Here is a 15546-nt window from a genome sequence, read left to right as displayed (position 1 = left end):
CACTTAATATAAGGTATAGAGTTTGTGAGGCTATTTACTTCAAAAAGTCGACATTTGATTGGTGTTGATATCTGTGCCACTTCAGTGAAGTTGGTTGACATAGAGCGCCAACAAGGTATGTTTCATCTAAAATCTTATGGCATCGAAAGATTGCCAGAAGGTATAGTCGTCGATAAACTTCTTGTAGACACTGAAGCGGTCGGTCATATCATTGCTAACTTAGCTAAGCGCTGTCACGTCGCTGGTAGTAGTGCTGCAACTGCCGTATCAGGATCAGCAGTGATTACTAAAATTATTGATATGGATGCTGCGCTAAGCGATGTTGAGCGCGAAGCTCAAATACGTTTAGATGCTGATCAATACATACCTTATCCATTAGAAGACGTCAACTTAGACTTTGAAGTTTTAGGACCTTCTTTAGTAAGTGATGATATGGTGCAAGTCTTACTTGCCGCATCACGCTCGGAGAATGTTGACCAAAGAGTTGATGCCTTAACCTTTGGTGGTCTTCAAACGAAGGTTATGGATATCGAATCCCATGCGATAGAGCGTGCTTTCGGACTCATGGTAGATAACTTGCCAAATGCCCCTGAATTAGTGGCTTTGATAGATATTGGTCATAATCAAACGACTTTATATATCGCTAAGAACGGTGAGTTTATCTATAGCCGTGAACAACTATTTGGTGGTGTTCAGTTGACAGAAGCGATACAAAATCGTTATGGACTATCTGCTGAAGAAGCGGCTATCAGTAAGCGTGAGCGTACCTTACCAGATGACTACTACTTTGATGTATTGACGCCTTTCATTGAGAATACCATTCAACAAATTACTCGCTCATTGCAATTTTACTTCTCTTCAAGCCAATACAGTAGTATCGATCATGTGGTTCTTGCTGGTGGTAGTAGCTCTATTGCTGGTCTTGCTGGCATGGCACAGCAAAAACTTGGGGTAACTGTCAGTATTGCCAACCCTTTTACCAATATGACTATTGCACCAAATATCGATAATGAGCAACTGGCCATTGATGCACCAATTTTAATGGCTGCATGCGGTCTTGCGTTAAGGAGCTTCGACTAATGGCTCGTATTAACCTATTACCTTGGCGCCAAGAAGAGCGCGAGCGTCGCAATAAAGAATTTCTCACGTTAGTAGTGGCAGTGACTTTGCTTACTTTATTGGCTGCATTTGCTTCATGGAGCTACTTTAACAACGAGCTTGATGAACAACTTGATGCGAACGCATTGATTGAAAAAGAAAATGTGCTTTTAGATACGGCTTTGACTGAAATTGATAGTCTGGAGCAGCGCCGTGACGATATCATTTCACGTATGCAAGTCATTCAAGACTTGCAGGGTCGACGTCCTGTGCCTGTTCGTTTATGGGATGATCTTGCTAAAGCTATCCCGCCGGCACTTTATTTGAATAACCTCAAACGTGAAGGCGATGTTTTGACGCTGACAGGTCGAGCTGATAATCCAAATATTGTATCAAGTTTGATTCGTAATCTTGATGATAGTAAATGGATGGGTGATTCAGCCGTTAGTAATATCCAACAAAATATCAGTGCTTATGAATCTGCACCAGTGCTTAATAATACGGTCACCGCTGGTGAACAGCCGCGTCCTATTTATCCTGAAGACAGTTATGTACAGTTTGTGATCACGACCAAAGTACAGTCGGAAACAGCCGTTCCTGTAGAAGGTGCTGACGGTACCACTGTACCTGGAGGTGAGTTATGAAGCTTAACCGTAAAAAAAGCTTGATTAAAACCAAAAAAACGGCCTTGAAACCAAAGCAACAGTTTGATTTACAGGAGTTTCGCCGCAGTTTTGAGTCGTTAGACTCTGAAAACTACGGCAGCTGGCCATTACCTGTAAAGGTAACGGTAATAGGGCTTATCATTACGCTCATCGCAGCGTTGGCGTGGGCTTTACCGATTAGTAGTAAAATCGATGAGATCAATGCTGCTGAGAGCCAGCAACAAACGTTACTTGATAGCTATCGTGAAAAAGAATCACGCGCGCGTCATTTAAAAGCTTACCAAGAGCAAGTTGTCCAAATGGAAGCTGAGTTCAATACCTTACTCGATCAGCTACCAAAAGATACGCGTGTATCAGAGCTGGTTGAGGGCATTAACATGACGGGTGTCGGCAGCAATATACGTTTTCAAGACATTTCAGTAGAGCCTGAGATTGAAAACGAATTTTTTATTGAGCAACCTATCCGCATTGCTGCTTTGGGCGAATATCATCAGTTTGGTAGCTTTATTAGTGGTCTTGCAGCCTTACCACGAATCATTACTATGCATGATTTTGAGGTTAGCAATCCGCAGCCGACATTGGATGTTTTACCGGAGCTTAATTTGGTATTACAAACCAAAACCTATCGTTCAAAAGAAGCTGACCCTGAGGGTGATGAAACGGTTGCTGTCACTGACGCTGCAACCACTGATAATGCAGGAGGCAACTAATGAATATTCAAAAACTGCCTACGCTATTGGTTTTAAGCATGGCTGTATTGTCCATGACAGGGTGTGCGGATCGCATTGGTATGGCAGAGCAATCAATGACCGATATCCGTAATCAGCCAGCTCAACCTATTGAACCACCGCCCAAAGCTGAGCTAGTAGAAGACTTTGTTTATAGTGCCAGCGCACAGCGCAGTCCATTCTTACCACCGAGTTTAGTCAATGTCCAAGGTCCTACCACTTCCATCGATGGTGTGCGTCCTGACATTACCAGAGTGAAAGAACCTCTTGAGCAATATGAGCTATCGCAACTGATTTTTCGTGGTGTCGTAATTTCACCTGAAGGTCAGCGATATGCGTTGGTACAACGCCCTGATGGTTCAGTCGCGAGTGTGAAAGTAGGTGATTATCTTGGACTAAATGACGGCCGTATTGTTGAAATCACGCCGACCCAGATTAACTTGATTGAAATTGTGCCAGACAGCCGCGCTGGGTTTGTTGAAAAACCCCAGTCGTTGGTTTCACCCATAAGCTAAGTCGGCAGATTTTTTGAGGAATAAATAATGACAGTACGCAATAACAAGGTAATGATGATGAGCAACCGCGTATCTTCTGCTTTTGCCATTTCAGCATTGGCAATCAGCATGGTAGCAGTGAGTAATAGTGCCCATGCCGCACAGCGCATTAACGAAGTTTCTGTGGTACAAACTGCACCATCAGTGACGCAAATGCGTTTGGGATTTGACGGTTTACCAGTGTTACCTGCCGCCTATCAGCTTGATAACCCTAGCCGTTTGGTACTAGATTTTGAAAAAGTGCAGAATGGACTTGCTAGTCGCTTTAATGAATACAATATTGGTATGATTGATAAGGTCACGACGTTGAATAGTGACAGTACTACGCGCCTGATTGTTGAGCTAAAACAGGCAGGTAACTATACGACATCGATTGAGGGTAACGATTTACTATTAACCATTACCGATCCTAATCGTCCAGTAATGACCAATGATCCTATCCAAGACGTACTCAATGACAATAATGCGATCACGACGACAGCAGTCGTTACACCGATTGTAGAAACCAGTAGTGCACCGGCAGTCAATATAGCCAGTAAAACGGTGGTTAAAAACCAAGTGCCTGCTGATACCATGGTGGTCAGAGTTAACCCATTATTAAGCCCACAACTTGCTGCATCGCAAGTGAGTAAGCAATATAGCTATGATGGTTTGAGTGCCGTCAATTTTGCCGCAGGAAATGATGGTGGTGGCAACGTTAGCATCGCACTTACCAATGAAGCCATTCCCGTTGATGTACAACGTCAAGGCAACAAGTTAGTGGTACGCTTAACGGGTAGCACCGTGCCAAGAAATTTATTGCGCCGTTTGAATATTAATAGTGGTCTGGTTGATAGTATTGATACTAAAAACCAAGGTCAGAATGGTGTAATCACTATTAATGTCAAAGAAGATTATGAGTATCAGGCTTATCAATCAGGCAATCAGCTGAATATTAATATCAGAAAACCTGAGCTACTACGTGAGCCAACACTTGAAGAAAAAGTCTATAGCGGTGAAGCGCTATCTATGGAGTTTCAAGACGTTGAGATTCGTAGTGTCTTAGATATCCTAGCGCAGTTCACAGAAATGAATATTGTGGCTAGTGATTCAGTCGCGGGCAATATCACCTTACGCCTGATTAATGTCCCATGGGATCAAGCGCTAGATATTATTCTAAAGAGTAAGAATCTTGGTAAGCGTGAAAATGGCAATGTCATTTTGGTTGCGCCTTCCACCGAGCTTGCTGAGCAGGAAGCACGTGAGCTTGAAGCACAGCAAGCAGTTGAGTCTTTTGCGCCATTACGCACAGAATATATTCGTCTTAGCTATGCAAAAGCGCCAGATGTTTTGACACTTATTTCTCAAGGCAGTGGCTCATCAGGTGGCAGCAATGCAAATGCTGCTGATAACAATACCTTATTGTCTAATCGTGGAACGGTAACGGTAGATGAACGTACCAATACTTTAATTATTAAAGATGTGGCTGACAGTATCGAAAATATCCATAAATTGATTGGTAAAATTGATATTCCAGTCCGTCAGGTCATGATTGAAGCGCGTATTGTGAGTGCCACTGATAGCTTTAGTAAAGAGATTGGGGTTCGTTGGGGTATCTTGTCAAATGGTGCTGCTAACAACCGTAATTTATTGGTCGGTGGTAGTAATCAAACGCTATGGGATTTAAAAGACTTCGATGTAGAAACGACGACGGTAAATGGTCAAACAGTTTCTTATCCTTCATACGATATTACTCGTCCTGATAACTTAAACGTCGATTTAGGGGTTGCCAACCCTGCTGGTAGTATTGCCTTTGGCTTGCTTAGCATGTCAGATGTGATGCTTGATCTTGAATTGTCAGCACTGCAAGCGGATAATCGCGGTGAAGTGATTTCTACGCCGAAGATTCTGACAGCAGACAAGCAAACGGCGAAAGTCTCTTCAGGGACGCAGATTCCTTATCAAGAAGCGTCTGCCAGTGGAGCAACTACCACTAGCTTTAAAGAAGCAGCATTGAGTTTAGAGGCCACACCAAATATCACCCCAGATGGTAAAATCGGCTTGCAATTGTTAATCACTAACGGTACGCCGACCATTATTAACAATCAGGTTGCTATTGCTGAAGACTCTATTTCGACCAATGTTATTGTTGAAGATGGTCAAACGGTTGTGTTGGGTGGTGTCTTTAAGAATCGTACCAGCAATGGTGTCGATAAAGTACCTTTCTTAGGAGATCTGCCTTATATTGGTCGCGCTTTCCGTAAAGACGTGCGTAGTAATTCTAAAGAAGAGTTATTGATATTTATCACGCCAAAATTAATCAATGATGGTATTAGCCGCATAGATTAATCATTTATTGATTGGTTTTCGCTCAAAAGAAGCAAGCATCAACGCTTGCTTTTTTTATGGGAAAATTTTCATATTGATTGAATTTTACTAACAATAATCAACGCTCATTACTAGCCAGAATATCAATGACGTTGTATCATAGCTAATTTAGCTGAGTAAGTATTATGGTGGAGGAATTGCCGTCGGTGTTTTTAGTAGGGCCGATGGGAGCAGGGAAGACAACCATCGGTAAATTGCTGGCTAAGCAGTTGGGGCGCACCTTTGTAGACAGTGATTGGTACATTGAATCGCAGACAGGGGCTGACATTGCTTGGATATTCGCTAAAGAAGGCGAGGCGGGCTTCCGTGAGCGTGAAACGCGCGCCATCGATGAGTTGACTCAAAAAGACCAAATCGTCTTAGCGACAGGTGGTGGCGCTGTGATGTGTGCTGAAAACAGAGCGTTTTTGCATCAGCGCGGTATCGTGGTTTATTTGAATGCGCCAGTTGATGTGCAAATGGCTCGCACGGCTAAAGACAAATCACGACCACTGTTACAGCAGCCAAATCCTAGAAAAATCTTGCAAGATTTATATAGCACTCGTGATCCCTTATATCGCCAAGTCGCTCATATTATTATGCCAACTGGTCATACTTATCCCCGTCATATGGTCAATCAGCTTTTACAGCAACTAGAGTCATTTACTGACTCGACTGCTATAGCACCAGAAGATAAAGAAAATTAACCATAATGATAAACTTTATCAAGGCGTGTCCTCATTTAAAAATGGCGATAAAAATCAGGACGCGCCCTAGTTAAGCTCAGCTACTTTTATCTCATTCAAAATGCTTAGGGAGTGTTTAATGGCAACGCCACTGTTTCATGACGGTTTAACGGTTCATACGCAAAGCCATGACTATCCAATCGTCATTACTGAGAAAACAGCGATAAATCACAACAGTATGGCAAAGATGATCACACCTTATATTCGTGGTCGCCAAGTATTGATTGTCACTAATGATACTGTTGCGCCTTTATACCTAAACGCTTTAGAAAAAGAGTTAACAGAGCAGTTCACTGTGCGTGTTTGCGTATTGCCAGATGGTGAGCAATATAAGCATCAGACCAGTATCAATCAAATTTACGATGTATTGATGGCAGCGCATTTCAATCGTGACGTTACGCTTATTGCTTTAGGTGGTGGCGTTGTGGGCGATATGACGGGCTTTGCTGCTGCAAGCTTTATGCGTGGTGTAAATTTTATCCAGATTCCAACCACGCTACTGTCACAAGTGGATTCGAGCGTTGGTGGTAAGACGGGCATCAATCATCCTCAAGGCAAAAACATGATTGGCGCTTTTTGGCAGCCGCAAATGGTACTCGCTGATATGAGTACGCTCAAGACTTTGCCAGCGCGCGAGTTGTCAGCTGGGTTGGCTGAGGTCATTAAATACGCGCTCATTATGGATATCACGTTCTTAGATTGGCTGGAAGTCAATCTGCCGGCGATGATGGATTTGGATTTAGCGGTACTTGGTGATGCCGTAAAACGCTGCTGTCAGTATAAAGCCGATATCGTCGCGCAAGATGAAAGAGAGTCAGGCGTGCGAGCATTGTTAAATTTTGGTCATACTTTTGGTCATGTCATTGAAACCCATGAAGGCTATGGTAATTGGCTACACGGTGAGGCAGTTGCTGCTGGCATGGTACAAGCCGCAGAGTTATCACAGAAAATGGGTTGGTTAACGGCTGAGGACGTTGCTCGTATTAAGCGTATTTTAACCTTAGCAAATTTGCCTATCACCCCGCCACGCATTGATACACAAACGGCGCTAAGCTTGATGGGACATGATAAAAAAGTGAAACACGGACAAATCCGCCTGATTTTGTTAAAATCACTAGGTCAGGCCGTATTGACCAATGATTTCGATGAAGATCTTTTACTCGAGGTATTGTCACAACACCGCGTATAATGTCTTAAAGCTTTAGTGCTCATGAATACTCACTGAACTCAAGGGTTTAAAGCAGACTGGCTCGCCGCCATTCTACTTACTGCGCATCTCTTGAATGCGGTCAACTTTATTTTCACCAAGGATACTCCCATGGCAGCTTCAAGAACGACGCCGCGTACCGCTAGCCAGTCATATCGCCGTCAAGCGTTGATTTGGCTGATAATGACCTTGCTGCTGGGTGTGGTTACGGCTCTGATTTGGATGTTTAGTCAAACGCCAGCGATGGGTGCCAAAATTGAAAATGCCCCCATATCAGCACCGCAACCATTGAGTGCTGAGCTTGAGCAGCCCTTAAAAATAGAGTCGTTACACGAGCTTGATACCGACGTGCAGCCCATTAGTTTTGATACGACGGTACGTGATTTGCGCAATTATCCTGCTGAGTTTAAAGACAAACGTTATTTGTTGGCGAATAAAGGTAAGTGGACAGTGCAGGTGATGAATGTCGCCGAAAACGATGTGATTGTCAGTTATCTAGAAGGCCGCGCAGACCGTAATAAATTTGCTTATTTCCGTTATCTTGACGATGAAAATCAAGTCCGCTATATGTTAACTTATGGGCTCATGAGTAGTCCACAAGAAGCGGTTGGCGCGGCAAAACTGATAGACTTTAAGTTGCCAGCCAATGTGCGTGTGTTGCCAGAAGAGATCAATCGTTATGTCGGTATCATCGATAATTATGAACGCCCTGATCCGGTTAAAGATTTGAGCACCAGACGCACACGTTCTGTTGATTTAAAACCGACTAAGCGCGAAGTGCCAGTGCGCCAGCCACTGCCAGAAACGAATAATGGGGACAATGCTGGTCGTAGCAGTCAAGAAACTGCCAGTAACAGCGACAATGAAAGTATCCGTCAGTCAGCGGACACCTCCGATACTTTATCGGTCACTGAAGAGCGTATTGTTGGCAATGAAGAGGAGGTCTCCTCTGTTACCACGCCTAAAAATGAAGGTAGTGGAACTAAGTCTGAACCAGAGAATAAAAAACCAGTGACATCAGGCACTGAAAATACCACTAAAAAACCCCCAGTAGTCGCAACACCAAAGCCGCCAAGTAGTACCAGTAGCACAAATTCTGGCGCAAACGCTACTAGCAAGAATACCAATCCTCCTAAGAGCAACAATGACAGCATAAAAACATTGATAGAAGACAAAAGTAATTAGAGTGTGTTTGTCCTTTGATCATATCGTTGATAGCTATGATAACCTCGTTACTACTATGATTGACAAAAACCCACTGACAAGCTGGTTAGTGGGCTTTTTTGTGGAGCATCATAAAGCATATAATTAGTACTAAAAATACATTTCCAAAAGAAGTTGATCTTAATTAAGTATCTCAACTAAGCCTTGTCACAGATACTATGTATCAAAATTTGCATAGAACATTTAATCATCCTATAACCAATAGTAATAAGTTCTCTTACAAAATATGGTGGGTGAATCGATAGAAAAGACTAGATTTTTTGTCCGTCATTAACTAATATAACTGTGGGCGACGTTCTGTATAGTTATCGTAAAAATTGTTTTTTAACAATGAATTGGTAAACTTCTATCATTTAAAAGATACGTTACTAAAATTTTTTGTCTCAAGCGTTGTCACTTGCTATCTATAATTAAGCTATCGCAAGTGGCGCAACCTCTCTTATTATTGCTCTCTTTAGAGTGAATGAAGCGCTTGATTACAGAGCGTCAGATATTCAAAATTAGTCAAATGCACGGTTATTACATGCGTAGTCAATCAGTCTGGATTGCTAGGCATGGTGTGATAACAAGTGACACTCAAGATAGCGACATTGCGTTATTGACGATTAGGTAACGGGTATACAGGGCTGTATGTCATTGCCAAGGGCGACCGTTTACTATCTTTTAATATGTTAATGATCTATTGAAACATCATTCAATGACTGGGAGTGCCAGAGCTTTCACCTTAGTCCCAAAGTATGATGTCTATGAGCGTCACATCATTTATTAATTCGGATATACGAATATTAATTATTAGCCCGTTCTGCTTACGGTCTTCAGTTTATGATCTGCATTGGATGCATAAATTGCCCGTTCACCTAAAAGGACTAGCCATGTCAATGATTTCCTCGCAAACCCACCTGGCCACGCCAGATGACTTTTCTGATAACTGTGGTTTTGGTTTGATCGCTCATATTGAGGGACAAGCCAGCCATGATTTGGTAAAAACTGCTATTCATAGTCTAAGCTGTATGACCCATCGCGGCGGTGTTGCTGCTGATGGTAGAACGGGTGATGGTTGTGGTCTACTACTGGCGACGCCTGTTGAGTTTTTTAGAGGTATTGCTGCTGAGCAAGGGTTCGCGATTACTAACAACTTTGCAGTTGGTATGATCTTTGTCAATTTAGATGAGACAAAAGCTCGTGATAGCCAGCAAGTGCTTAGCGATGAGATTGTTGCCCAAGGATTAGAGGTTGCTGGCTGGCGTGATGTACCGCTTGATTTGAGCATCGTCGGTGACATTGGCCGTGAGACTTTACCTGATTTTAAGCAAGTGTTTGTCAACGCACCCGATGATTTGGCAGCGGATGACTTTAACCGTAAACTGTTTGTCGCACGCAAAAAAGCAGAGCAGCGCTTGGCTGATGATGAGCTGTTTTATGTGTGCTCATTAAGCTGTCAGACGATTATCTATAAAGGTTTGGTGATGCCATCAGACTTGCCAGCATTTTTCTTGGATTTGCAAGATGCGCGTTTGGCATCGCATATCGTGGTATTTCATCAGCGTTTCTCCACCAATACCTTGCCGCGTTGGCCCTTGGCGCAGCCGTTTCGTTATCTTGCCCACAATGGCGAGTTGAATACCATCACAGGCAATCGCAACTGGTCTGAGGCACGGACGCCAAAACTAAAATCAGACAAATTGCCCAATTTGAATGAATTGACGCCACTGGTGAACAGTACGGGCTCTGACTCATCAAGCTTAGATAATATGCTTGAAGTCCTCATGTCAGGTGGTATGAATCTATTCCATGCGATGTCGATTCTCGTGCCACCTGCTTGGCAGAATGTCGATAGCATGGATATGGATTTGCGCGCCTTTTATGAGTTTTATTCGCAGCACATGGAAGCGTGGGATGGTCCAGCAGGTTTGGTGATTCAAGATGGACGCTATGCGGTCTGTATGCTTGATCGTAACGGTCTGCGCCCATCGCGCTGGGTAACGACCAAGAACGGCTATATCACCGTTGCCTCTGAAGTTGGTGTGTGGGATTACTCGCCAAAAGATGTATTGGCAAAAGGACGCGTTGGCCCTGGTCAAATGCTCGTTATTGATACTTTAACGGGTCAAATTTTAGATACTAAAGCGATTGCGACGTTACTGAAAAAAGCCCATCCGTACCGTAAATGGCTGCGTGAAGAAGCAACCCGTATCCGTGATGATGAGCGTTTAGAGGAAGAATTAGCAGCGCAAACATGCCGTGGTAATGAGCTAAAAACACTGCAAAAAATGTATCACATCACCAATGAAGAGCGTACTGAAATTATCCGCCCCAACGCCGAAAATGGTCAAGAGCCTGTCGGTTCAATGGGTGATGATACGCCCATGGCAGTGTTGTCGCAGCAAATCCGCCATGTCGGTGACTTTTTCCGCCAGCAGTTCGCACAGGTGACCAATCCACCGATTGATCCATTGCGTGAATCTATCGTGATGTCATTGCAGACCTGCCTCGGTGCTGAGACCAATGTGTTTGCGCCATCAGCGCGAGATGCACACCGTATTATCTTATCGTCGCCTGTACTGTCAGCCAGCAAGATGCAGCAGCTTGAGACCTTGGGTGATCCAGCCTTTAAAATGGCGCGTATTGATTTAAACTATGATCGCACCCTTGAGTTATCAGAAGCCATCATGGCTATCTGCGAGCAAGTGGCTAACAGCATCCGAGCTGGTCACACTTTGATTGTGTTGTCTGATAAACATATCGATGCCGATAAAGTACCAGCCAACGCCATCATGGTAACGGGTGCGGTGCATCATTATTTGATTGGTCAAGGTATTCGTACTGATGCTAATTTAATCATTGAGACTGGTTTGGCGCGCGACTCGCATCAAGTGGCAGTATTGATTGGTTTTGGTGCGACTTGCGTGTATCCATACTTGGCTTATGATGTTATTGACGACTTAGTAGCGACTGGCGAGCTGCTTGGCGATCCGATTCAAGCGCGGGTTAATTTCCGTAAAGGCTTGGATAAAGGCTTGCTAAAAATCTTATCAAAAATGGGCATCTCGACCATTGTCTCTTATCGCGGCGCGCAGTTATTTGAAGCAGTGGGTCTCTCTGAAGAGGTGGTGAGCCTGTGTTTCAAAGGCGTACAGAGTCGTATTAAAGGTGCGACCTTTGCTGACTTAGCTGCCGATCAAGCACAGCTAGCGGCGAATGCTTTCAAGCGCCGCGCGCCACTCGATCAAGGTGGCTTACTGAAGTTTGTCTTCAACAAAGAATATCATGCCTTTAACCCAGACGTGATTAATAGCCTGCATACAGCTGTACGCACGGGTGATTACGACAATTATCGTAATTATGCCAACTTAGTGAATAGCCGTCCTGTGGCGACCTTGCGTGATTTATTGCAATTAAAAACAGATAACTCTATCGATGTGAATGACGTAGAGGATATCTCAGCTATTCTGACGCGCTTTGACTCGGCAGGCATGTCGTTAGGAGCATTGTCACCGGAAGCCCATGAAGCGATTGCCATGGCGATGAATACCATCGGTGGACGTTCAAACTCTGGTGAGGGCGGCGAAGATCCAGTACGTTATGGCACGCTGCGCAACTCAAAGATCAAACAAATTGCCTCGGGTCGTTTTGGCGTCACCCCAGCGTATTTGCGTTCAGCAGAAGTGATGCAAATCAAGGTTGCACAGGGTGCCAAGCCGGGTGAGGGAGGTCAGCTGCCGGGTGGTAAGGTCAATGCTTTGATTGCGCGCTTACGTTATTCTGTACCGGGTGTGACGTTGATTTCACCACCGCCGCATCATGATATCTATTCTATCGAAGATTTAGCACAGCTGATTTTTGACTTAAAACAAGTCAATCCAGATGCCTTGGTATCGGTGAAACTGGTCTCACGTCCGGGCGTTGGTACTATCGCGACTGGTGTGGCAAAAGCCTATGCCGATTTAATCACCATTTCAGGCTATGATGGCGGCACAGCAGCCTCTCCGCTATCGTCTATCCATCATGCAGGGTCACCATGGGAGCTAGGACTTGCTGAGACCCACCAATCACTACGAGTAAATGGCTTGCGTCATAAAGTTCGTATTCAAACTGATGGTGGTCTAAAGACAGGACTTGATGTGGTAAAAGCCGCTATCCTTGGGGCAGAAAGCTTTGGCTTTGGTACCACGCCGATGATAGCCGTTGGTTGTAAATACCTACGCATTTGCCATCTTAATAATTGCCCGACTGGGGTTGCGACGCAAAAAGCCAAGCTACGTGACGAGCATTTCATTGGTGAAGCAGAGATGCTCATTAACTTCTTTAAATTTGTAGCAACTGAAACGCGCGAATGGCTTGCCGCCCTTGGTGTGCGTAGTATGGAAGAGTTGGTCGGACGGACTGACTTGCTTGAAGTATTAGAAGGTAACACGGATAAGCAGCGTCATTTGGATTTAACGCCATTATTATTTAGCCATCCGGCCAGTAGTGGTAAAGCCCAAACCTGTCAGGTTGAGCGTAATGAGCCATTTGATAAAGGCTTACTCGCTGAACAGATGATTAGTGATATGCTGCTCAATATTCGTCAAGGTAATGGCGGCGATTATAGCTATTATGTCGGTAACTGTGATCGCTCTATCGGCGCGCGTATCTCTGGTGAAATTGCGCAAGTATGGGGCAACCTTGGCATGAGTGATATGCCAATTAAACTGCATCTGACTGGTACTGCTGGGCAAAGTTTAGGCGTCTGGAATGCAGGTGGTCTAAATATTGAGCTAGAAGGCGATGCCAATGATTATGTCGGCAAAGGCATGGCTGGCGGTGAGATTGTTATTTATCCACCAAAAGACTCAAGCTTTACGGCGCAAGAGACCGCCATCATTGGTAATACCTGCTTATATGGCGCAACGGGCGGCAAACTATATGCAGCTGGTACTGCTGGCGAGCGCTTTGGGGTGCGTAACTCTGGCGCGCACGCAGTCATCGAAGGCACAGGCGATCATTGCTGTGAATATATGACAGGTGGTATTGTCACTATTCTTGGGCGTACGGGTCTCAACTTTGGGGCAGGTATGACAGGTGGTTTTGCTTATGTGCTCGATATGGAAGGGGACTTCTTTGACCGTTGTAACCATGAGCTGATCGATCTGAATCGTATCTCAAGTGAGCAAACCGAAGAGCATCGTATTCATTTGCAGCAAGTGATTGAAGCGCATGTTAATAAAACAGGCAGCGCGTGGGGTCAGACGATATTGGCTGACTTTGAGCACTATGTTCGTAAGTTTTATTTGGTGAAGCCTAAAGCGGCAAACATTGCGAGCCTTCTCAAGACCACCATGGCTGACCCACAGTAGCTTTGCTTGGATTATCCAATGTTCCGCTTTTAAAAACCTTTTAACTCAGAGGTTTTCAGCAGGTAAGTGACGGTCACGATATAAAGCTCTTAATTTTGCGATAAATGAGACATCGTTGACTGTCACCGCCCACTTTAAAAAAGCTTGATATAAAAAGCCTCATATTAAAGAGACAATACCATGGCAAAACGCTTAGAAAATAGTTTTCAGTTTTTAGATGTACCACGGCTTGAGCCGACCAAAAAAGACATCGCCACGCGCTCAACGGAATTTGTTGAAATTTATAAACCGTTCGAGAGTGAAGCCGTTGCGCAGCAATCGCACCGCTGTCTGGAGTGTGGTAACCCTTATTGTGAATGGAAGTGCCCTGTACATAACTACATTCCTAACTGGCTCAAATTGGCCACCGAAGGGCAGATATTTCAAGCGGCTGAATTGTGTCACCGCACCAATACGTTGCCTGAGGTCTGCGGTCGCGTCTGTCCACAAGATCGCTTATGTGAAGGCGCTTGTACCTTAAATGATGGCTTTGGCGCTGTGACCATTGGTAATGTCGAAAAGTACATCAACGATACCGCCTTTGCACTTGGCTGGCGTCCGGATATGTCTGATGTGGTTTGGACAGATAAAAAAGTCGCGATCATCGGTGCAGGGCCAGCAGGTTTGGGCTGTGCGGATATACTCGTTAGAAATGGCGTAAAACCAGTTGTGTTTGATAAGCGTCCTGAAATTGGTGGTTTACTGACCTTTGGTATTCCAGAGTTTAAAATGGAAAAGGACGTCATGCGTAACCGCCGTGTCATCTTTGAAGGCATGGGCATGGAATTTCGTCTTGAGACAGAAATCGGTACTGATATTAGTATTGATGAACTGTTAAGCGAGTACGATGCGGTATTTATGGGCATGGGTACTTACACTTATATGCGTGGCGGCTTTGCTGGTGAAGAGCTTTCCGGTGTTCATGATGCGCTAGATTACCTAATTGCCAACGTCAATCGTTGCAACGATTGGGAAAAAAATCCTGAAGAATATATCGACTTTAAGGGTAAAAGAGTGGTGGTGCTAGGTGGTGGTGATACTGCGATGGATTGTAACCGTACCAGTATTCGCCAAGGCGCTGAGCAAGTAGTTTGTGCCTATCGCCGTGACGAAGAGAACATGCCAGGTTCGCGCCGCGAAGTGGTCAATGCTCGCGAGGAAGGCGTTGAGTTTCTATTCAATCGTCAACCGACAGAAATCATTGGCTTGAATGGTAAAGTGAATGGCGTGAAAGTCGTCACGACTCACTTGGGTGCGCCAGACAACCGTGGTCGTCAGCGTCCTGAGCCGATTCCTAATTCAGAAGAAATTATCCCATGTGATGCTGTGATTATGGCTTTTGGCTTCCGTCCTAGCCCTGCTGACTGGTTTGAGTCTCAGCAAGTGGCAATGGACAGCTCTGGGCGCGTGCTGGCAGCGGAAAAGCAAACCTTTAAATTCCAAACCAAAAACCCCAAGATATTTGCTGGTGGTGATATGGTACGTGGTTCTGATTTGGTCGTGACCGCGATTTGGGAAGGTCGTGAAGCTGCTGAAGGTATTTTGGACTTCTTAGAGGTATAATGGGTTTGGTTTACATCCAATTATTGACCACTCTATTTCG

The 15546-nt window shown here is 44.5% G+C and carries 10 protein-coding genes; all 10 read left to right on the top strand.

The annotated features are described in order from the left end of the window. Nucleotides 1-24: 24 nt before the first annotated feature. Nucleotides 25-1080 carry a pilus assembly protein PilM gene (locus ACP69U_RS06955; RefSeq protein ID WP_426138195.1) on the top strand — a complete coding sequence of 352 codons (1056 nt, stop codon included), beginning with the start codon at nt 25-27 and terminating at the stop codon, nt 1078-1080. Beyond that, a complete protein-coding gene (locus ACP69U_RS06950) occupies nt 1080-1742 on the top strand; it encodes a PilN domain-containing protein (RefSeq protein WP_426138194.1) in 663 nt (220 codons plus the stop codon). Before ACP69U_RS06955 ends, ACP69U_RS06950 begins: the two co-directional genes overlap by 1 nt. Next, entirely contained in the window at nt 1739-2473 is a 735-nt protein-coding gene (locus ACP69U_RS06945; RefSeq protein ID WP_045453405.1) for a type 4a pilus biogenesis protein PilO, read from the top strand. The genes ACP69U_RS06950 and ACP69U_RS06945 overlap by 4 nt, the downstream gene beginning before the upstream one ends. Further along, a complete protein-coding gene (locus ACP69U_RS06940; RefSeq protein ID WP_055124829.1) occupies nt 2473-3006 on the top strand; it encodes a pilus assembly protein PilP in 534 nt (177 codons plus the stop codon). Before ACP69U_RS06945 ends, ACP69U_RS06940 begins: the two co-directional genes overlap by 1 nt. A gap of 27 nt (nt 3007-3033) precedes the next feature. Further along, the gene (gene pilQ / locus ACP69U_RS06935; RefSeq protein ID WP_198330549.1) at nt 3034-5373 is read left to right on the top strand and encodes a type IV pilus secretin PilQ; all 2340 of its coding nucleotides are present in this window, start codon (nt 3034-3036) and stop codon (nt 5371-5373) included. Nucleotides 5374-5537: 164 nt separating this feature from the next. Further along, on the top strand, nt 5538-6098 hold the full coding sequence (aroK, locus tag ACP69U_RS06930; protein WP_045453412.1) for a shikimate kinase AroK: 561 nt from the start codon (nt 5538-5540) through the stop codon (nt 6096-6098). A gap of 118 nt (nt 6099-6216) precedes the next feature. Further along, entirely contained in the window at nt 6217-7326 is a 1110-nt protein-coding gene (gene aroB, locus ACP69U_RS06925) for a 3-dehydroquinate synthase (RefSeq protein ID WP_198330550.1), read from the top strand. 129 nt (nt 7327-7455) lie between these two features. Further along, entirely contained in the window at nt 7456-8529 is a 1074-nt protein-coding gene (locus ACP69U_RS06920) for a hypothetical protein (RefSeq protein ID WP_198330551.1), read from the top strand. Between the two features lie 911 nt (nt 8530-9440). Next, complete coding sequence (gene gltB / locus ACP69U_RS06915) at nt 9441-13904, top strand: glutamate synthase large subunit (protein ID WP_426138193.1); 4464 nt, start codon at nt 9441-9443, stop codon at nt 13902-13904. Between the two features lie 180 nt (nt 13905-14084). Continuing rightward, entirely contained in the window at nt 14085-15506 is a 1422-nt protein-coding gene (locus tag ACP69U_RS06910) for a glutamate synthase subunit beta (protein WP_201602883.1), read from the top strand. Nucleotides 15507-15546 lie beyond the last annotated feature (40 nt).

This window comes from Psychrobacter sp. TWR1-1-1 (genome assembly GCF_049895865.1).
Classification (GTDB): domain Bacteria; phylum Pseudomonadota; class Gammaproteobacteria; order Pseudomonadales; family Moraxellaceae; genus Psychrobacter; species Psychrobacter immobilis_A.
The sequence above is the reverse complement of the archived record's forward strand: the minus strand, read 5'-3'. Positions and strand labels throughout refer to the sequence as shown.

Excerpts from the sequence above, each read along its gene's own strand:
- ACP69U_RS06950 (WP_426138194.1), top strand. The coding sequence starts at position 1,080 with ATGGCTCGTATTAACCTATTACCTTGGCGCCAAGAAGAGCGCGAGCGT.
- pilQ (WP_198330549.1), top strand. The coding sequence starts at position 3,034 with ATGACAGTACGCAATAACAAGGTAATGATGATGAGCAACCGCGTATCT.
- ACP69U_RS06910 (WP_201602883.1), top strand. The coding sequence starts at position 14,085 with ATGGCAAAACGCTTAGAAAATAGTTTTCAGTTTTTAGATGTACCACGG.
- ACP69U_RS06940 (WP_055124829.1), top strand. The coding sequence starts at position 2,473 with ATGAATATTCAAAAACTGCCTACGCTATTGGTTTTAAGCATGGCTGTA.
- ACP69U_RS06920 (WP_198330551.1), top strand. The coding sequence starts at position 7,456 with ATGGCAGCTTCAAGAACGACGCCGCGTACCGCTAGCCAGTCATATCGC.
- gltB (WP_426138193.1), top strand. The coding sequence starts at position 9,441 with ATGTCAATGATTTCCTCGCAAACCCACCTGGCCACGCCAGATGACTTT.
- ACP69U_RS06945 (WP_045453405.1), top strand. The coding sequence starts at position 1,739 with ATGAAGCTTAACCGTAAAAAAAGCTTGATTAAAACCAAAAAAACGGCC.
- aroK (WP_045453412.1), top strand. The coding sequence starts at position 5,538 with ATGGTGGAGGAATTGCCGTCGGTGTTTTTAGTAGGGCCGATGGGAGCA.
- aroB (WP_198330550.1), top strand. The coding sequence starts at position 6,217 with ATGGCAACGCCACTGTTTCATGACGGTTTAACGGTTCATACGCAAAGC.